The organism is Thauera phenylacetica B4P (genome assembly GCF_000310225.1).
Taxonomy (GTDB): Bacteria; Pseudomonadota; Gammaproteobacteria; order Burkholderiales; family Rhodocyclaceae; genus Thauera; species Thauera phenylacetica.
Map to the genome: position 1 here is coordinate 1 of NZ_AMXF01000070.1, position 19,098 is coordinate 19,098.

At 67.7% G+C, this 19,098-nt stretch carries 11 protein-coding genes, 1 tRNA gene and 2 rRNA genes; 5 read left to right on the top strand and 9 right to left on the bottom strand.

The annotated features are described in order from the left end of the window. The coding region (locus C667_RS10870) for a hypothetical protein (RefSeq protein WP_004363176.1) at nucleotides 1-751 on the top strand (751 nt) is incomplete at its 5' end. Between the two features lie 753 nt (nucleotides 752-1,504). On the opposite strand, the gene C667_RS10875 is transcribed toward C667_RS10870, so the two are convergent. Beyond that, complete coding sequence (locus tag C667_RS10875) at nucleotides 1,505-3,439, bottom strand: ATP-binding cassette domain-containing protein (RefSeq protein ID WP_004363178.1); 1,935 nt, start codon at nucleotides 3,437-3,439, stop codon at nucleotides 1,505-1,507. Nucleotides 3,440-3,620: 181 nt separating this feature from the next. Between C667_RS10875 and C667_RS10880 the strand changes: the two genes are divergently transcribed. From C667_RS10880 to C667_RS10890, 3 genes are all read left to right on the top strand, one after another. Further along, nucleotides 3,621-5,648, top strand: coding sequence for a site-specific recombinase (locus C667_RS10880; protein ID WP_004363180.1), 2,028 nt, complete (start codon nucleotides 3,621-3,623; stop codon nucleotides 5,646-5,648). Between the two features lie 18 nt (nucleotides 5,649-5,666). Continuing rightward, nucleotides 5,667-5,741: transfer RNA gene (locus C667_RS10885), tRNA-Arg, on the top strand. A gap of 99 nt (nucleotides 5,742-5,840) precedes the next feature. Next, nucleotides 5,841-6,500: an HAD family hydrolase gene (locus C667_RS10890; RefSeq protein ID WP_004363181.1), complete on the top strand. Its 660-nt coding sequence runs from the start codon at nucleotides 5,841-5,843 to the stop codon at nucleotides 6,498-6,500. Nucleotides 6,501-6,518: 18 nt separating this feature from the next. On the opposite strand, the gene C667_RS10895 is transcribed toward C667_RS10890, so the two are convergent. The 6 genes from C667_RS10895 to C667_RS10920 all read right to left on the bottom strand — a co-directional run bounded on the left by C667_RS10895 (nucleotide 6,519) and on the right by C667_RS10920 (nucleotide 16,118). Further along, nucleotides 6,519-7,316, bottom strand: a complete 798-nt coding sequence (locus C667_RS10895; RefSeq protein ID WP_004363183.1) for a S1 family peptidase — start codon at nucleotides 7,314-7,316, stop codon at nucleotides 6,519-6,521. Further along, nucleotides 7,313-8,290 (bottom strand): transglycosylase SLT domain-containing protein, encoded by a 978-nt coding sequence (locus C667_RS10900; RefSeq protein ID WP_004363185.1) that lies wholly within the window; start codon nucleotides 8,288-8,290, stop codon nucleotides 7,313-7,315. The genes C667_RS10895 and C667_RS10900 overlap by 4 nt, the downstream gene beginning before the upstream one ends. Nucleotides 8,291-8,418: 128 nt before the next feature. After that, nucleotides 8,419-11,220 carry an XrtA/PEP-CTERM system TPR-repeat protein PrsT gene (prsT, locus tag C667_RS10905; RefSeq protein ID WP_004363187.1) on the bottom strand — a complete coding sequence of 934 codons (2,802 nt, stop codon included), beginning with the start codon at nucleotides 11,218-11,220 and terminating at the stop codon, nucleotides 8,419-8,421. After that, nucleotides 11,217-12,590 (bottom strand): PEP-CTERM-box response regulator transcription factor, encoded by a 1,374-nt coding sequence (prsR, locus tag C667_RS10910; RefSeq protein ID WP_004363189.1) that lies wholly within the window; start codon nucleotides 12,588-12,590, stop codon nucleotides 11,217-11,219. The genes prsT and prsR overlap by 4 nt, the downstream gene beginning before the upstream one ends. A 3-nt stretch (nucleotides 12,591-12,593) precedes the next feature. After that, nucleotides 12,594-14,663 carry an XrtA/PEP-CTERM system histidine kinase PrsK gene (gene prsK / locus C667_RS10915; RefSeq protein WP_039921306.1) on the bottom strand — a complete coding sequence of 690 codons (2,070 nt, stop codon included), beginning with the start codon at nucleotides 14,661-14,663 and terminating at the stop codon, nucleotides 12,594-12,596. 69 nt (nucleotides 14,664-14,732) lie between these two features. Continuing rightward, entirely contained in the window at nucleotides 14,733-16,118 is a 1,386-nt protein-coding gene (locus tag C667_RS10920; protein ID WP_004363194.1) for a TIGR03013 family XrtA/PEP-CTERM system glycosyltransferase, read from the bottom strand. A gap of 308 nt (nucleotides 16,119-16,426) precedes the next feature. Here C667_RS10920 and C667_RS10925 point away from each other — a divergent pair, with 308 nt between their 5' ends. Then, a complete protein-coding gene (locus C667_RS10925) occupies nucleotides 16,427-16,876 on the top strand; it encodes a MaoC family dehydratase (RefSeq protein WP_004363195.1) in 450 nt (149 codons plus the stop codon). 179 nt (nucleotides 16,877-17,055) lie between these two features. Here C667_RS10925 and rrf read toward each other — a convergent pair. Further along, a 5S ribosomal RNA gene (gene rrf / locus C667_RS10930) occupies nucleotides 17,056-17,169 on the bottom strand. A gap of 125 nt (nucleotides 17,170-17,294) precedes the next feature. After that, nucleotides 17,295-19,098, bottom strand: a 23S ribosomal RNA gene (locus tag C667_RS10935); the annotation flags it as partial.

A 19,098-nucleotide genomic window follows, 5' to 3' on the forward strand; every position in this document is an offset into this window, starting at 1 on the left:
CGCGCTGCGCCACGCCCGCCTGATCGCCGACACCCCGACCGCGCGCGTCGCCTCGGCAGCGCAGGGCTACACCGAGCTGCAGGGCCGCGGCGCGCCGCTCGCCGGCGACCCGCTGCTGTCGCCGGTCAACGCGCTGCCGGTGCTGTGGTACCGCCTGCGCATCGAGCGCCGCCAGCGCGACGGCAAGTGGCAGTTGGTGAGCACCGACACCAGCGCGGCCACCTTCCTGCTCGATGACGGCAGCGCGCGCTGCGTGATCGACCCCGAGGGCGCCGAGATGCTGGTGCGGCGGCACGACGTGTTCGTCCGCGATGACCTGCGCTACACGCAGTGGTCGCTGATCGAGCACGACAAGCTGTATGTGATCGGCGACTTCGCCACCCTGGGCAGCGCCGACGTGCGCACCGACACCGCGGCCGAGGTTCGCGAGCTGCTCGCCGCCTGGAAGGCCGACCGTCCCGCCCTGCTGCAGCGTTTCGACCTCGACGGCGACGGCGAGATCGACCTGCGCGAGTGGGAACTCGCCCGCGCCCAGGCGCGCCGCGAGGTGCGCCAGCGCCAGACCGAGGCGCTCGCCGCGCCCGAACTGCACCTGATGCGCCGGCCGAGCGACGGCCGCCTCTACCTGATCTCCGACCTCGACCCCGAGCGCATCGGCCGCCAGTACCGCTGGATCGCCGCCTTCCACGCCACCGTCTTCCTCGGCGCCACCGCGGCGACCGCGTGGTTCGGGCAGATCGGCGTGTTCTGACGCAGGATTCACCCGGCGCTCGCCGGACCACCCCATTCGCGGCTGCCGCCGCTCCTACACGAAAATCGAAGCCGCGCCGGTTCCTCATTCGCGGCTGCCGCCGCTCCTGCACGAAAATCGAAGCCGCGCCGGTTTCTGTAGGAGCGCCGGCAGGCGCGAATGCGGCCTTGCCGTCACGCGACCACGCCGACGGCGGGCGCTGCAGCGCCAAATTCGCGGCTGCCGCCGCTCCTACAGGGGGCTGCGGTTCTTGTCGGGCGTCGAGGGGCGGGAAGGCCGGGGCGTGGCGGTTCGTGTGGGGTGTCGAGGGGCAAGAGATGCCTCGGGAGCGTGCTGGTTTCTGTAGGAGCGCCGGCAGGCGCGAATGCGGCCCTGCCGTCACGCGACCACGCCGACGGCGGGCGCTGCAGCGCCAAATTCGCGGCTGCCGCCGCTCCTACATGAAGGTCGAAGCCGCGCCGGTTCCCCATTCGCGGCCGCCGCCGCTCCTGCACGAAAATCGAAGCCGCGCCGGTTTCTGTAGGAGCGCCGGCAGGCGCGAATGCGGCCTTGTCATCACGCGACCACGCCGACGGCGGGCGCTGCAGCGCCAAATTCGCGGCTGCCGCCGCTCCTACAGGGGGCTGCGGTTCTTGTCGGGCGTCGAGGGGCGGGAAGGCCGGGGCGTGGCGGTTCGTGTAGGGTGTCGAGGGGCAAGAGACGCCTCGGGAGCGTGCTGGTTTCTGTAGGAGCGCCGGCAGGCGCGAACATCGCTCAGCCTGCGGCGCGCGACTCGAGCTCTTCCCAGCGCAGCATCGCGGCCTCGATCTCGCCGTCGAGCGCCTCGAGCCGGGTCTTGATGTGCGCGACCTCCTGCGGGGCGCTCTGGTACAGCGTGGGGTCGGCCATGCGCGCGTGCAGCGCGGCCTGCTCGTCTTCCAGCGCGGCGATGCGCTCGGGCAAGGCCTCGAGCTCGCGCTTCTCGTTGAAGTTCAGCTTGGCCGGACGGCTCGCCGCCTTGGGCTCGGCGGCACGCGCCTTGTCCGCGGGCGGGGCGCTGCGTCTGGCGCTCTCGCGTGCCGTCGCCTCGCGCGCGGCGGCCTCGTCGGCGCGTCGCGCCTGCACGCGCTGCCAGTCGCCATAGCCGCCGGCGTACTCGCTCCAGCGCCCGTCGCCCTCGGCGGCGATCACCTGGGTGACGACGTTGTCGAGGAAGGCGCGGTCGTGGCTGACCAGGAAGAGCGTGCCGTCGTAGCCGGCGAGCAGCTCCTCGAGCAGGTCCAGCGTCTCGATGTCGAGGTCGTTGGTGGGCTCGTCGAGCACCAGCACGTTGGCCGGACGCGCGAACAGGCGCGCGAGCAGCAGGCGGTTGCGCTCGCCGCCGGAGAGCGACTTGACCGGCGAACGCGCACGCTGCGGCGCGAACAGGAAGTCGCCGAGGTAACCGATGACGTGCTTCTTCTCGCCGCCGATCTCGACGAAATCCGAGCCCGGGCTGATCACCTCGGTGAGCGGCAGCTCGGGGTCGAGCTGGGCGCGCAGCTGGTCGAAGTAGGCCACGGTCTGGCGGGTGCCGCGGCGCACCGTGCCCTCGTCAGGCTCGACCTCGCCGAGGATGAGCTTCAACAGCGTGGTCTTGCCGGCGCCGTTGGGGCCGATGAAGCCGATGCGGTCGCCGCGCAGGATGCGGGTGGAGAAGTCGCGCACCACCACCTTGTCGCCGTAGCGCTTGGAAACATGGGTGAGCTCGGCGACCATCTGCCCGCTCTTGTCGCCGATATCGACCGCCAGGCTGACGTCGCCAAGGCGGTCGCGGCGTGCGGCGCGCTCGCGGCGCAGGGACTCTAGCCGGCGCACGCGACCCTCGTTGCGGGTGCGGCGGGCCTCGACGCCCTTGCGGATCCACACCTCTTCCTGGGCGAGGAACTTGTCGAAGCGCGCGGAGGCCTTCTCCTCGGCCTCGAGCTCCTCGGCCTTGCGGCGCTGGTAGTCGGAGAAGCGCCCCGGGTAGCTCGCCAGCTTGCCGCGGTCGAGCTCGATGATGCGGGTGGCGACGTTGTCGAGGAAGACGCGGTCGTGGGTGATGACCATGACCGCGCCGCGAAAGTCGCGGATCAGCCCCTCCAGCCACAGGATGCCGTCGAGGTCGAGGTGATTGGTGGGCTCGTCGAGCAGCAGCAGGTCGGGCTCGGCCACCAGCGCGCGCGCCAGCGCCACGCGCTTGACGCCACCGCCCGACAGGCTGGAAACCTTTGCCGCGGGGTCGAGTCCGAGACGCTCCACGACCTGCTCGACGCGCTGGTTGAGCCGCCAGCCGCCGGCGGCCTCGACGGCGTGCTGCAGGCGGTCGAGCCTGGCCAGCGCCTCGGGGCTGGCGTGCTCGGCGACCTCCAGCATGGCGGCGTGGTAGTCGACGAGCAGGCGGGCGGCGGCGCCCAGGCCGTCGGCGATGGTCTCGAAGACGTCGCGCTCGAGCTCGAAATCGGGCTCCTGCGGTACGTAGGCGGTGACCATTTCGGCCTGTCGCCGCACTGTGCCATCATCGAGCGCCGCCTGGCCGGCGAGCGCACGCAGCAGGCTGGACTTGCCCGAGCCGTTGCGCCCGATGAGCGCCACGCGCTCCCCGGCGTCGAGCTGGAAGCTCACTTGATCGAGCAGGTCGACGTGACCGAAGGCGAGGCAGGCGTTATCTACGGCGAGGAGCGGCATCTTGGCGGGCACGGCACGCGGGCCGCGGGTCGGATCGGGGTGGCGATTTTAGCCCCGCGCTGGCGGCTCGGGCGGAATCCCGCATAATGCAGTGCACAAAACCGCCGCGCGGCGACCCGGATCGGCGCGCGACGGCTGCGCCGGACGCGGCCGCAAGGCGGACAAAGAACACGGAAATCGAATGGAAAAACTGCTCGAACGCTTCGGCCAGGCCGACCAGGACCCGGTGCGGCTGTGGTCCGCGCTGGTCGACAAGCTGCGCCCCGCGCGCCCTACCGAGGCCGACAAGGCCACCGAGAACCTGCGCGAGCTCGGCAACCTGCTCGCGCGCCGGCCCGACCTGCTGGCGAACCTGCGCAAGGCCGTGCTGGAGCTGTTCGCCGGGCGCAAGCAGGTGACGATGTACGTCTCCTCCGGCCTCTTGCCCTCGACCGGCTTCTTCTCCGAGACCTCGCGCCGCTTCGGCAGCCGCATGCTGCCCGAGCTGCTCGACACCACCCATCTCAAGGACCTGATCTCGGCGGTCTTCCACCGCGTGGATGACGAGGCCTGGGTGCGCTCCATCCCGGACGAGGAATGGCAGGACTTCCTGCGCCTGCTGGTGGGCCACCAGACGCCGATGTTCGAGGAGGACGCCAGCCCGCTGCCGAGCGCGGTGGGCGAGATCCTCGAGTCGCTGCGCGTGCTGTCCTTCCACGTCTCGGCGATCGGCCTCGACCGCGAGCTGGTGCGCATCGACCCCCACCTCGAGGAGCACGAATCCCCCTTCCTCGCGCAGAACGCCGAGCTGCTCGCCTACATCGGCCACTACAAGGAGTGGTGGACCACCCCCGGCGCGCTGATCGCCGACGACAAGCACCTGACCGTGATGCTGCACCAGTGCGACGAGGTGCTGCAGCGCGTGCGCAAGCGCGCGATGCGGGTGGGCACCAGCCTGACGCTGACCTTCAAGCTCGAGCGCCTGCGCCAGCACCTCGAGCGCATCCACGAGCTCATCGCCCTGCTCGGCGAGCTGCGCACCCGACGCGTGGTCGAGGACGCGGCGCCGCGCATCGTGCGCCTGTTCAAGACCCTGGTGCGCGCAGAGTGCCGCAAGAACATCCTCGCCGACTACTGGGGCCAGAACGTCGAGCTGCTGTCGCTGCGCATGACCGAGAGCGCGAGCAAGACCGGCGAGCACTACATCACCAGCTCGCGCAGCGAGTACTTCGGCCTGTTCGCCTCGGCCGCGCTCGGCGGGCTGATCATCGCCTTCATGGCGGCGAACAAGATCGTGCTCGGCGACCAGGGCATGGCGCCGCTCAACGAGATGCTGGCCTTCTGCCTCAACTACGGGCTCGGCTTCATGCTGATCCACATGCTCGGCGGCACGGTCGCGACCAAGCAGCCGGCGATGACCGCGAACGCGATCGCCGCCTCGATCGGCGAGGCCAAGGGCAAGACGCGCGACCTCGAGGCGCTCGCCGACCTGATCATGCGCACCATCCGCAGCCAGATCGGCGCCATCCTGGGCAACATCGGGGTGGCGATCCCGGTGGCGATCGGCGTGGGCGTGCTGATCCACCTCGGCACCGGCAGCCATTTCATCCCCCCGGAGAAGGCGCACTCGCTGCTCGACGAGATCCACCCGCTCGGCGGCGCGGTGTTCTTCGCCGCGATCGCCGGGGTGTGCCTGTTCATGTCGGGGCTGATCGCCGCCTATTACGACAACCTCTCGGCCTACAACCGCATCCCGCAGCGCCTCACCCAGCTGCGCGGCCTGCGCCGCGTGCTCGGCGAGCGCCGGCTGCACAGGCTCGCGGGCTACGTCGAGCAGAACATCGGGGCGCTGGTCGGCAACTTCTTCTTCGGCTTCCTGCTCGGCGGCGCCACCGGCCTGGGGGTGCTGTTCGGGCTACCGATCGACATCCGCCACATCGCCTTCTCGTCGGCCTACCTCGGCTACGCCGCGGCGGCGCTGGACTTCTCGATCCCGCTGACCACCGCGGCGATCGCCTTCGCCGGCGTGCTGCTGATCGGCCTCACCAACCTGGCGGTGAGCTTCGCGCTCACGCTGAGCGTGGCGATGCGCGCGCGCCGCATCACCTTCGCGCAGAGCCGCTCGCTCGGCGGCCTGCTGCTGCGCCGCCTGCTGCGCGCCCCGCACGCCTTCCTGTTCCCACCGCGCGCGGATGAGCCGGCGCTTGGTCCGACGCCGCCGAACAGCTAGAATGCGCGTCCCCGAGTCCTCGTCATAGTTCAATGGATAGAACGGGCGCCTCCTAAGCGCCAGATCCAGGTTCGATTCCTGGTGACGGGACCACTCATTCGCGTTTTCGGTGTTGTAAACGGTTGGTCGCGGCTTGCTCGGCAGGCGCTCGATTCGGGGACCGGAGGCGTACTTCCCGACCGCACGAGCCCGATGCCCCGCTACTCCCAGGTGTTGTTCGACCTCGACGGCACCCTGATCGACTCTGCCCCTGCCATCCTGGCGAGCTACCGCGACGCCTTCGCCAGCACCGGGCACCAGCCGGTGATCGCGATCGACGCGGGCATCGTCGGCCCGCCGCTGCTCGAGACCCTGCGCATGCTCGCCGGCACCTGCGACGCCGCGGTGATCGATGCGCTCGCGGCCGGCTTCAAGGCGAGCTACGACAGCAGCGGCTACCGCCAGACCGCGGCCTACACCGGGGTCGACGCGATGCTGCGCCGCCTGCGCGCGGCCGGCTGCACGCTGTCGATCGCGACCAACAAGCGCCTGCTGCCGACGCGGCTGATCCTGGAGCACCTGGGCTGGAGCGGGCACTTCGCCGCGGTGTATGCGCTCGATCTCTTCGAGCCGCGCCTGCCCGACAAGCCGGCGATGATCGCGCGCCTGCTGCAGGACCGCGGCATCGCCCGCGCGGACGCGGTCTATGTGGGCGACCGCGGCGAGGACGGCGAATCGGCCGACGCCAACCGGCTGCCCTTCATCGCCGCGACCTGGGGCTACGGCAGCCTCGGGGCGGGCGAGATGGCGCCGCACTGGCGCGCGGTGGCGAACCCGGGCGCGCTCGCCGACGAGATCCTGGGCGAGGACTGATCTTCTGCCGGGGCGCGCCTAGCGCTGCGATGCAATCAGGCGCTGCAGGTATTCGACCGGAATCGCGTAGCTGATCCCCGACGGATCGGAGAGGACCTTCTCCTTGGTCGACTTCACGAACACCATGTTGAGCACGCCGATGACCTCGCCCGTGGCCGGGTCGTAGAGCGGACTGCCACTGTTGCCGGGATAGGCGGTGGCGTCGAGCTGGTACACCCGGAAGGGATCGGTGGCGAGGCGGCGGATCAGCGCCGGATTGAGATCGCGCGAGTTGGCCTGCGGGATGGCGATCGGCGTGATCGCCGAGACGATGCCGCGGTGCGTCACCGGGGTCATGCCGAGCACGGCGCCGATGGGGAAGCCGGTGAAGGCGACCTCCTGCCCCTCCACCACGCTGCCGCCTCCGGCGAGGCGCAAGGCCGGCAAGGGCGGGCCGCCTTCGAGCCGAAGCAGCGCGAGGTCCTGGGCACGTTCGCTGGCCACGACGCGCACCGGCCGCACCGCCCCGGTGAGACCGTCGCCCGGCAGCACGACCACGAGCTGTTCCAGCTTCGCGCTATCGACCTGGTCGGGCAGGACGTGTGCGTTGGTGGCGATCGACATGCCGTCACCGACCGCGAAGCCGGTGCCGCGGAACACGAAGGCCGGGCTGCGCGTGCGCTGGTAGGTCCCCACCCCGACCACCGACGGCTTGACGCGCGCGAGCGTGGAGACGAGGTCGGCGCGCGCGTCGGGAGCGAGGGCGAGCGCCAGCGGAATCGCCAGCGCGCTGGCCAGCAGCCGACGCCGCGCCGGCCTCGTCGCGCCGGGATTCACGATTCGTGTTCCTGTTCGAGGGCGAGCCGCAGCTTGCGCAGCATGGGGCTGGGGGCGACCACGCGGCCGTCGTAGGGGTGACGATCCTGGCCGACGTGACGCAGGATGCGCTCGACGTAGGCACGCGTCTCGCGGTAGGGCGGCACGCCCCGGTAGCGGTCGACCGCGCCCTCGCCGGCGTTGTAGCCGGCGGCGGCGAGGGCGATGTCGCCTTCGAAGTAGGCCAGCAGCCAGCGCAGGTAGGCCAGGCCGCCGCGGATGTTCTGCTCGGGGTCGTAGGGCTTGCCGACGTTGAAGCGCTCGGCGGTGGCGGGGATCAGCTGCATGACGCCCATCGCGTTCTTGGGCGAGAGCGCCTGCGGGTTGAGCGCCGACTCGGTGAGCCCGATCGCGAGCGCGAACTCCGGGCGGACGCCGTACTTGGGCGCGAGCTCGGCGAGCATGCGCGCGACGGCCTGGCGTGCCGCCGGCAGCCGGGCGATCAAGGCCTCAACCGGCCAGCGCTGCACGATCTGGCTGGAAGGGGTGTGCAGGCAGTCGGGCACGTCGCCGGTGTATTCACCCGTGTAGCGCAGCATGCGTTGCGCGTGCTCGTCGCCCTTCGCGGCGGCCATGGCGAAGAGCGTGCCGGCGTAGGCGTCGTTGCGCTCGACGCCGCGCCCGTTGGCGTACATCCAGCCGAGCGCGTACATGCCTTCCGTGTCGCCCAGGCGGGCGGACTCGCAATACAGCAGCGCCGCGTAAGGCTGGTCGCGCGGCACTCCCTCGCCGTGCTCGTAGGCGAGTGCCTCGCTCGAGAGGTAGCGCGCCTGCTCGGCGAGCGCGCGCTCGAACGCGGCCTCCCCGGCCGCAGCAGGAAGCGACCACGCCATGGCAAGTGCAACGGCGAGCACGCTGCGCGCGCGCGCCGCCCACCGCAAGGCGAGCCTCGCGGTCCGACCGGCAAGCGATGTCCTGTTCTTGCGCGTGTTCATGCTTCCTTATCGCACAGAGCGTGCGGCCCTGACAATCCCGCACGGCTCGCAGTCCCACGAGGCGGCGATGCCGCGACCCCAGGCCGGCTCATCGAACCGAGCCGTCGGCGCACCGCCGTCGCAGGAGATCAGAGTCCCTTCATCAGCGCGTCGGCCTGCTGGTGCAGCGGCGTGCCCTCCTTCAGGCGCGGCATCAGGGCCTCAAGCTGCGTGCGCGCCTCGTCCTTCTGACCCGCCTTGACCAGCGCCCGCGCGAGGTTGAGCTGCAAGGGCAACAGGTCGGGACCGATCGAAACCGCCCGGCGCAGGTTTGCCAGGCCGGCGTCCACCTCGCCGCTATCGACCTGGATGGTGCCAACCGTATCGATGATCGCCGGATTCTCGGGCGCAAGCCGCAGGGCCTGCTCGGCATACTCCAGCGCCTTCGGGTCCTTCACTTCGTTGGCCGCCCAGGCCAGGTTGTTGAGCAGGATGGGGTTCTGCGGGGCCATCTCGGACATGCGCGCGAAGATCTTGACCGCGTCCGCGTAGCGTTTTTCGCCAAGGGCCAGTTCGCCCAGGTAGCCGCGCAACACGAGATCGGACGGATTGTCCTTCAGCCACGCCTCGGCCATGCGTGCGGCGTCGGCCTTGCGATCCGCACGGACCAGGGCCGAATGCAGGCGTGCCGCAGCCTGGCCTCCACCCTTGCGATCGAGCGCCTTGCGGTAGGCGCCCGCGGCCTCGGACCACTGGCTGGCGACCGCATGCACGTCGCCCTCGAGCAGGTATCCGACGGGCAGCTCGGGCTGCCGCGACTGGGCCTCGCCGGCGAGTTGCAGGGCGAGCTTCCGGTCGTTGCGCTCGAGCGCCAGCGCGATCATGCGCTGGCGCGCGTCGATGAGATCGGGGGCGATGCTCAGCGCCTTGCGCAAGGCCTGCTCGGCGGCATGGCCATCCTTGAGCGAACGGTGCACGTCGGCGAGCGCCACCAGCGGCTGCGGCGACGCCGGCAGCAGGTTGACCAGGCGATTGAGCGCCGCGATCCCCTGCTGGCTGTCACCCGCGGCAAGTTGGGTGCGGGCGAGCGCCTCGATGGCGCGCGGCTCGCTCTGGTGCGCGGCGGCGACCTTCTGCGCCACCTGCAACGCCTGCGCGGCCTGCCGCTGCGAGAGGAGGTGCTGGATGATCGCAAGGTTCGCCGGCACGCCACCGGGCGAAGCCGCCTCGGCGCGCTCGAGCGTGCGCAGCACCTCGGGCGCTGCCGCTCCCGTGGCGCGCTGGATCTCGGCGAGCGTCAGCAAGGCCTCGACACTCTTCGGATCGCGTTCGACCACGGACACGAGGCGGCCGATCGCTTCCTGCGGCTTGCGCTCGGCAAGGTCCAGCCGCGCCAGATTGACTGCGGCAGCGAGGTAGGCGGGCTGCTTGGCGAGCGCCTTCTCGAACGCGGCACGGGCCGCCGGGATGTCGCGCCTGGCCAGCATCAGCCCGCCACGCAGGTTGTGCACCAGGGCATTGTCGGGTTGCTTGCGCTCGAGTTCGGCCTGCGCCGCGAGCGCCTTGTCGGTCTCGCCACGGCGCAGATGCCCCACGACCAGCGCGAGGTCGGCCTGGATGCCGGTCTCGTCCATGCGCGCCGCCGACGCGAGATCCTCGAAGGCACTGCTGACATCGCCTCCTGCCATGCGTGCCACGCCAAGCCGCAGGCGTGCGCCCGGATCGTCCGGGCTCGCCTTCGATGCGCGCTCGAAATACTCTTCCGAGCGCTCGAAGTCGCCATTGGCGAGGAAGACCTGGCCCGCCAGCCCGAGCAGGCGGGCGCTCGGTTGAGGCACCTGCAACAGCGGCTGGAGGAGCTCCAGCGCGCGCTTGGACTCGCCCGTGGCGAGGTGGGAGACGATCAGCGCCTGGCGCGCGGCAAGGTGCCCCGGGGCCGCCTGCAGGACCCGGTCGAGGTGGCTGCGCGCCAGGGCGTGCTCGTTCACGCGGACGAGCACGGTGCCCGCGAGCAGATCCGCGGGAAGGAACTGCGGCGCGTCCTTGAGGACCTGCATGACGTCGTCGCGGGCCTCGGCCAGGCGGTTCTCGCGGAAATGCCGGAGCGCGACCAGGTAGCGGGTGAAAGGATGATTGCCCACCACGGAGCGCATGCTTTCCAGCGCCGCATCGGCCGCGGCCATGTCGCCGCCGCGCAGCAACTGGCTGACGAGGGCGTAGTGGCCATTGACCGACTTCGGCTGCAGGCGCACGACTTCGCGCAAGGCCTCGACGCCCTCGGGAACACGTCCTTGCGCGAGCAGCAGGTCGGCCAGCAGCGCGTGGGCCTCGGCCGCCTCCGGCGAGCGCCGGACGGCCTCGCGAACCTCCGCCTCGGCGGCCGCGAGATCCCCCTTGAGGGCGGTGGTGCGCGCGAGACCGATGCGACTGCGCGGCTCGTCGGGCGCGGCGGCGATCGACTCGAGATAGGATGCGCGCGCCTTTTCGATGTCACGCCGCAGCAAGTGGCCGTCGCCGAGCGCCGCAGAGACCGCGGCGCGGGCCTTCGGCTCGCTTACGCGCGGGTCGCCGAACTCGGCGAAGAGCTTGTCGAGCTCGCCCGCGGCGACGAGCGCCGGAGCGAGCTCGACCGCAACGACGTCGCGCGGATGGCCGAGCTCGAGCGCGCGCTGCAGTTCCTTGACCCCGCCCGCCACGTTGCCCTGGCGCATATTGATGCGACCGAGCAGGAAGCGCGCTTCGGCGAGACTCCCGTTTTGTTGCAAGGCGTTCTTGAGCTGGATACTTGCGGCGTCGAGGTCCTGCTTCTCGATGAAGGCCTTCGCCGACACCAGCATCTCTTCGGGCGTCTCGCTGCAGCCGGCCAGCAGCAGGACCGACAGGGCGGCAGCGGCGACGCCGGATGCGGCACGGCCGGACCAGCGCGAATGACGAGTACGGGCTTGGCTCACAAACCATTCTCCTTTTTGAGGCCGAAACGGCCGAGCAGATCATAGAGGGACGGGCGGCTGACGCCGAGGATCTCGGCGGCGCGCGCGATGTTGCCGTTGGTGCGGGCGATGACCTTGAGGACGGCTGCACGCTCGGCCTCGTCGCGCACCTGGCGGAGGTTGAAGATCGCGAGGTCCTCATCGCCGGCGGCGAGGCCCAGATCCTCCGCGGTGATGCAGTCGCCGTCGGTCATGATCACGGCACGCTTGAGGCAGTTCTCGAGTTCGCGCACGTTGCCCGGCCAGCGATGGGCCTCGATCGCCGACAAGGCGTCGTCGGTGAGCATCGGCGCGCGGCGGCCGTTTTCCTTGGCGAAGCGCTGCACGAAGGCGTGGGCGAGATAGGTGGCATCGCCCTCGCGCTGGCGTAGCGCCGGGATCTCGATGACGATCTCGGCAAGCCGGTAGTAGAGGTCCTCGCGAAACACGCCAGCCTGGATCTGCGCCTTGAGGTCGCGGTGCGTCGCGCACACGATGCGCACGTCGACCGGGATCTCCTCGCGCCCGCCGATGCGCTCGATCGAGCGCTCCTGGAGGAAGCGCAGGAGCTTGGCCTGCAGGGCGAGCGGCAGGTCGCCGATCTCGTCGAGGAAGAGCGTTCCGCGATTGGCGGTCTCGATCTTGCCGGGGGTCTGGCGCACCGCGCCGGTGAAGGCGCCCTTCTCGTAGCCGAAGAGCTCGCTCTCGAGCAGGGTGTCGGGGATGGCCGCGCAGTTGATCGCCACGAAGCGCTCGCGCGCACGCGACGACAGCATGTGGAGTCCGCGCGCGAGGATCTCCTTGCCCGTGCCGCTCTCGCCAAGCAGGGCGACGGTGGCCGAGGCCGAGGCGAGCTTCTCGATCGTGCGGCAGATCTTGAGCATGCCGGGGTCGCGGGTGAGGAGCCCGGAAAGCGGGCTGCCCTCGAGCGCGGCGAGGCGCGCGTTCTCCATCTGCAGGTCGTGCATGCGAAACGCACGCTCGATGGTGAGGTTGAGCAGCTCCGGCTCGAAGGGCTTGGCGAAGAAGTCGTAGGCGCCGAGCCCCACCGCCTTCACCGCGTTCTCGCGGTCGTGCTGGCCGGTGAGCACGATGACCTTGGTGTCGGGCGCGAGCGTGAGGATCTCGCGCAGGAGCTTGAAGCCCTCGCTCACGTCGTCGGGCGCGGGTGGCAGCCCGAGGTCCATCGTGACCACCGCGGGTTCGTGCTTGCGCAGCTGCACGATGGCGCTCTCGCGATCGCTCGCGACCACGGTCTCGCAGGCGTCGAAGGCCCAGCGCATCTGCTTCTGCAGCGCGAGGTCGTCTTCCACGATCAGGAGGGTGCGCTGCTTGTCTGAGGTCGAATTCACTGTCTAGGTGCCCATCGCGATAGATTGCCCATCCTCGCGCCGGATACGGGGGAGCTCGATGGTGACGCGCGTGCCGCGCCCGACCTCACTGTCGTAGTGCAGCGCACCGCCGATCTCCTCGAGGTACTGCCGGGTCTCGTAGACCCCGATCCCCATCCCGCTCGACTTGGTGGTCTGGAAGGGTCGCGAGAGTCGTTCGCGGACGAACTCCGCGGTCATCCCGCAACCATCGTCCTCGACGACCACGTTCGCCCGCCCGTCCTTACCGGCCGCGAGTGTCAAGGTCACCTTACCATCCTGCGCCGTGGCATCCAGTGCATTTTGCACGACATGACCGACGATTCTTTCCAGCCTTTGCGGGTGGGCACTGACCTCGACCGGGCCGGCCCTCTCGAGCGCCAATTCGATCACCGGCATCTGGCCGCGCTTGGACTCGCAGACTGTGCGCAGCAGGGCGGGAAGATCCAGCGCGCGCGGCGGGTCGATCGAGCGCTTCTCCTGGAGCTGCGTCATCAGCCCGCGCATGCGCGCCTCCACGTTGGCCACCGTCTCCAGCATGTCTTGCTGGAACTCGGGGTTGTCGCGATGGCGTTGCGCGTTCTTGAGCATCAGGGAGAGCTGGGCGACGAGGTTCTTGAGGTCATGCACCACGAAGGCCGACATGCGGTTGAAGGAGTCGAACTTGCGCGCCTCGAGCAGCGCCTCGGCCGCGAGCATGCGGTCGAGGTAGCCTGCGGCCTGGCGTTGCGCCGTCTTGAGCAGGTCGAGCACCTCCCAGTCGATATCGAAGGGCGCGCGTGGAGAGCTGAGCACGACGAACCCGATCAGGCGCTCGGCCGTCTGCAGCGGAATGACCAGCCAGGCGTCGTCGAGACGCGAGAGCCACTCCGGCAGCACGAGCCCCTCGTAGCGTCCGGGCTGCATGCGGTACTCCTCCAGGTCGACCACCCAGCCTCGACCGGCCAGAAAGGCGCACAGCGGCGACTCGAGGCTGTCGACGGCATCGACAACGGGGTGGTTGAAGCGCGAATGCAGCTTGCACTTGCCGTAGGCATCGGCAAGCCACAGCGCTCCCCCGGGACTCTCCACCATATCGGACAGGGCCTTGATGACCGACTGCCCGAGGTCGAGGCTGCGGTCGGCCGAAGACAGCGCCTGGGTGAAGCGCAGCCATTCGGCGCGGTAGTCGTAGCGGTAGGGGAAGAGATGCTTGCTGATGAAGACGCGTAGGCGGGCGCGCACCGCTCCCGAGAACAGCAGCGCCCCGAGCAGCACGAGCCCCGCGAAGAGCAGCGCCATCTGCAGCGCCCGTCCCCAGTCGCCACCGAAGTAGCGCACGTAATAGGCGGCGCCGGCGATGACCAGCAGATAGAGCCCCGCCCCGGCCAGCGCGGTCGAATGGAACACCACCTCGCGCGAGACCGACATGCGCAGCGTCCACGACGGGCTGCGTGTGCCCGCGATCGCGATCAGCGGGATCAGCAGGGCATGGGCGATGCCGCGAGCTGCCCAAACATCGGCATCGATGCGCGAGAACAGCAAGGCATCAGCGAACAGGTAGAGCTCGAAGATGTATCCCGCCGCGAGCGCGAGACAGAGCGGCTTGAGGCCCCAGCGCGAGACCGCGGGCATGCCCCGGTAGAGCTGCTCGACGAGCATCAGCCCCACAACCGCGTGCGTCAGCCACGCGCCAATCACGGGCGCGACCGGCAAGGCGGCCGACAGCCCCGCCAGCTCGAGCACCAGCGCCAGGACCTGCGCGGACACGACCGCCACCGCCGCATACGCGGGCCAGCGCGACCACGCCCCCCACAGGGGGCGCGACAGCACGATCAGGAACGCGTACCACGCCGCCACCCGCAATACATCGAGGAGAACCGCGAGGGCCCCGACCAGCGCCACGTCGCCGCGCGCGGCGACCGCCGAGCATGCGGCCCACAGGCTGGAAATGCCCACGGCGGCAAACAGCACGCCGCCCGGGAGCGCTCCTCTCCACGCGAAGAAGATGTAGAGCGCGAAGAAGGCGAAGGCCACGGCGGCAAGCCCGTAGCTCCAGACTGCAACCTCAGCCACGCCTCCCCCTTCGCCGCCTCAGTCGCAGCACACACCCATCCGAATCGCCTGCAGCTGCGGCCCGCGCGCTCAGTGCGCGCCCTCGCCCGTCAGGACCACCCGGACCGTCTCGAAGAGCACCAGCGTGTCCAGGATCAAGGAGTGATTCTTCACGTAGTAGAGGTCGTACTGAAGCTTCTCGGCCGCATCATCGACCGAGGCGCCGTACTGGTAGCGCACCTGGGCCCACCCCGTCACACCCGGCTTGACGCAGTGCCGCACGGCGTAGAACGGGATCTGTTGGGTCAGCTGATCGACGAAATACGGACGCTCGGGGCGCGGACCGACCAGGCTCATGTCACCGTTGAGGACGTTGAATAGTTGCGGAAGCTCGTCGATACGCAGCTTGCGGATGAAGCGTCCCACGCGCGTCACGCGATCGTCATTCGAACTCGCCCACCTCGGCTTGCCGTCCTTCTCGGCATCCCGACGCATGCTGCGGAACTTGATCACTCGGAAGGGCCGGCCGCCCCGCCCCACCCGCTCCTGCGAGTAGAAGATCGGCGCACCGTCCTCCAGGACGATCAACAAAGCGGTTACCAGCATCACCGGCATCGCGACGAGCAGGAGCGCCGTGCCCACCACGAGGTCGAAGCAGCGCTTGACGAAGGTCCGCGTCCAGCCCTGGCGAAAGCCGTCCCCGTAGATCAGCCAGCTCGCACGCAGCGAATCGAGCCTCACCTGCCCCTGGACACGCTCGAAGAAGGTCGACAGGTCGAGAATGCGCGTGCCGAGGAGCTTGCAATCGAGCAGTTCGCGCAAGGAAAGCACGCCACCGCGGCGCTCGCGTACCGCGACGATCACCTCGTCGATGCGAAGGTTGCGCACGACGTCGAGCAGGCTGCCGGGAGGAAGGACTTCACGCGGCTCGACCTCGATGCGTTCGCCGCCCCCCACCGGCAGGAAGCCGACCACATCGACACTGCGCTGCAGGGGCCGAGTCAGGTCCTGATGCACCATCCTTGCATCCCGCCCGGTCCCGACGATCAGCACCCTCGGCACGAACAGCGCCGACGCCTGGCGTTGATTCACCAGGCCGCGCGCAAGCAGCAGGAAGCATAGGAGCAGCAGCACGCTGACCTGGAGCGAATGCGGCGCGATCTCGGACCACGGCAGCAACCCGAACACGAGATACGCCACCGGCACGCTGACCGTAAGGGAGAGCGCCACGCGCGCGAAGGCTTGTCGATGCGAGCGTTGATAAACCGGCCGATACAAGCCCATGGCCGCGTTGAGTGCGATCATGGTAGCGGCGAACGTGAGCGCGGACGGGATGCAGACCGCCCAATCGACCGCACTCGTCGGAGTCACGAGCAACGCGACCGCCCCGAGCACAACCGCAAACAGCGTCACTGCGTCGAACAAGACCTGCTGCAGGGTGTGCGTGGGAAGGTAATGGCTGAACACCTTCAACATCGATGGGCCTCTGCACTGTTTTGGAAATCGGAGAAGTGATCGAGGACCCGAGGGCCTGGGTGGGTACAAGCACCCCCGGACACCCGGTCACGAATCCAGCTTAGACAATCGCCGGTCGGACACCCGTGACGCAGATCACGTCGCCGTCCCGTCAGCCACCCAATTCGAGTCTAATGAGCACCATGACACGCAAGCCGGCGCCCTCTACAGAGGAAATGTCGCAATGCAACATTCGAAGTTGATTTTAGCATGTGAAGGTTGTAGCGTCGGCACGTTACCGTAGGACGTTTTCACAAAAGGAGAAGTAGATGACTCAACCTCAACGCGATTTCACCGAAGTCTACGGGCTCGGATTCGAAGACCTGTTCGTCGGTCGCACCGCCTCCGTCTCGCGCACGGTGAGCGAAGCGGACATCCTGATGTTCGCCGGTGTTTCGGGCGATACCAACCCGGTCCACCTGGATGAAGAGTTCGCCACCAGCACGATGTTCGGCGGACGAATCGCCCATGGCATGCTCTCCGCCGGCCTGATCTCAGCCGTTTTCGGCACCCGGCTTCCCGGCCCCGGCTGCATCTATCTGTCTCAGAGCCTGAAGTTCAAGGCCCCGGTGAAGATTGGCGACACGGTCGTGGCGCGTGTCACGGTCAAGGAGTTGAAGGCCGAGAAGCGTCGCGCAGTGTTCTCGACGGTCTGCACCGTCGGCGACAAGGTGGTGATGGACGGCGAAGCCGAGATCCTCGTCCCCGCGCGTAACTGATCCAGCGCGCCGGTCTTGCGCCCTGCGTGGTTCTTGCTCCGGAACGGAGGCGCGTTGTTTTCGTTCCTGAGCGGTGCGGACTGGGTGCAAGCGCGGGTGGTAGGCAGGCGTTTCTGGGCGCGTGTACGGCACAACGCCCCAGGCACGAAGAGGTGCGTGGGGCGTTGTGTTGTGGGTTAGTCTGACGATGACCTACTTTCACGAGGGCGGACCTCACTATCATCGGCGCGTGTGCGTTTCACGGTCCTGTTCGGGAAGGGAAGGGGTGGTTCCACACAGCTATGGTCGTCAGACTTTGACTTGTTCTTCAGCGTTTTGGGGCTGAAGCAAAGATGGGAAGAAGTGTTTTATTAGGGTTGTGTGATTGCGTGGTTGTTTTTCAACCACGGAAACGAGTACGTTTTGTTTTGAAGGTTATAGGATCAAGCCACACGGGCAATTAGTACCGGTTAGCTGAACGTGTTGCCACGCTTACACACCCGGCCTATCAACGTTGTGGTCTTCAACGACCCTTCAGGGGGCTCGAGGCCCCGGGGAAGTCTCATCTTGAGGCGAGTTTCCCGCTTAGATGCTTTCAGCGGTTATCTCTTCCGCACATAGCTACCCGGCGATGCGACTGGCGTCACAACCGGTACACCAGGGGTGCGTCCACTCCGGTCCTCTCGTACTAGGAGCAGGCCCTCTCAAACTTCCAGCGCCCACGGCAGATAGGGACCAAACTGTCTCACGACGTTTTAAACCCAGCTCACGTACCACTTTAAATGGCGAACAGCCATACCCTTGGGACCGGCTACAGCCCCAGGATGTGATGAGCCGACATCGAGGTGCCAAACTCCGCCGTCGATGTGAACTCTTGGGCGGAATCAGCCTGTTATCCCCAGAGTACCTTTTATCCGTTGAGCGATGGCCCTTCCATACAGAACCACCGGATCACTATGACCTGCTTTCGCACCTGCTCGACTTGTGGGTCTCGCAGTCAAGCCACCTTTTGCCATTGCACTATCAGTACGATGTCCGACCGTACCTAGGTGACCTTCGTACTCCTCCGTTACCTTTTGGGAGGAGACCGCCCCAGTCAAACTGCCCACCATGCACGGTCCCCGACCTGGATTCACAGGCCTGGGTTAGAACCTCGACGACACCAGGGTGGTATTTCAAGGGTGGCTCCGCCGGAACTGGCGTCCCGGTTTCATAGCCTCCCACCTATCCTACACAAGTCCCGTCAAAGTCCAATGCAAAGCTACAGTAAAGGTTCATGGGGTCTTTCCGTCTAGCCGCGGGGAGATTGCATCTTCACAAACATTTCAACTTCGCTGAGTCTCAGGAGGAGACAGTGTGGCCATCGTTACGCCATTCGTGCAGGTCGGAACTTACCCGACAAGGAATTTCGCTACCTTAGGACCGTTATAGTTACGGCCGCCGTTTACCGGGGCTTCGATCAAGAGCTTGCACCCCATCACTTAACCTTCCGGCACCGGGCAGGCGTCACACCCTATACGTCCACTTTCGTGTTTGCAGAGTGCTGTGTTTTTAATAAACAGTCGCAGCCACCGATTCTCTGCGACCCCGTTCCGCTCCGGCCGCGAGGGCCTTCACGTACCAGGGGCATACCTTCTCCCGAAGTTACGGTATCAATTTGCCGAGTTCCTTCTCCTGAGTTCTCTCAAGCGCCTTGGTATTCTCTACCAGCCCACCTGTGTCGGTTTGCGGTACGGTCACTCTTAGACTGAAGCTTAGAGGCTTTTCCTGGAAGCTGGGTATCACTCGCTTCGGATCCGAGGATCCTCGTCATCACGCCTCATCTTAGCCACGCGGATTTGCCTACGCGGCACGACTACACGCTTAAACCACCTATTCCAACAGATGGCCGAGCTAACCTTCTCCGTCCCCCCATCGCATCTAAGAACGGTACAGGAATATTGACCTGTTTCCCATCGACTACGCATTTCTGCCTCGCCTTAGGGGCCGACTCACCCTGCGCCGATGAACGTTGCGCAGGAAACCTTGGGCTTACGGCGAGGGTGCTTTTCACACCCTTTATCGCTACTCATGTCAGCATTCGCACTTCCGATACCTCCAGCATCCCTTACGAGACACCTTCGCAGGCTTACGGAACGCTCCCCTACCACGTGTCAAATACACATCCGCAGCTTCGGTTCATGGCTTGAGCCCCGTTACATCTTCCGCGCAGGACGACTCGACTAGTGAGCTATTACGCTTTC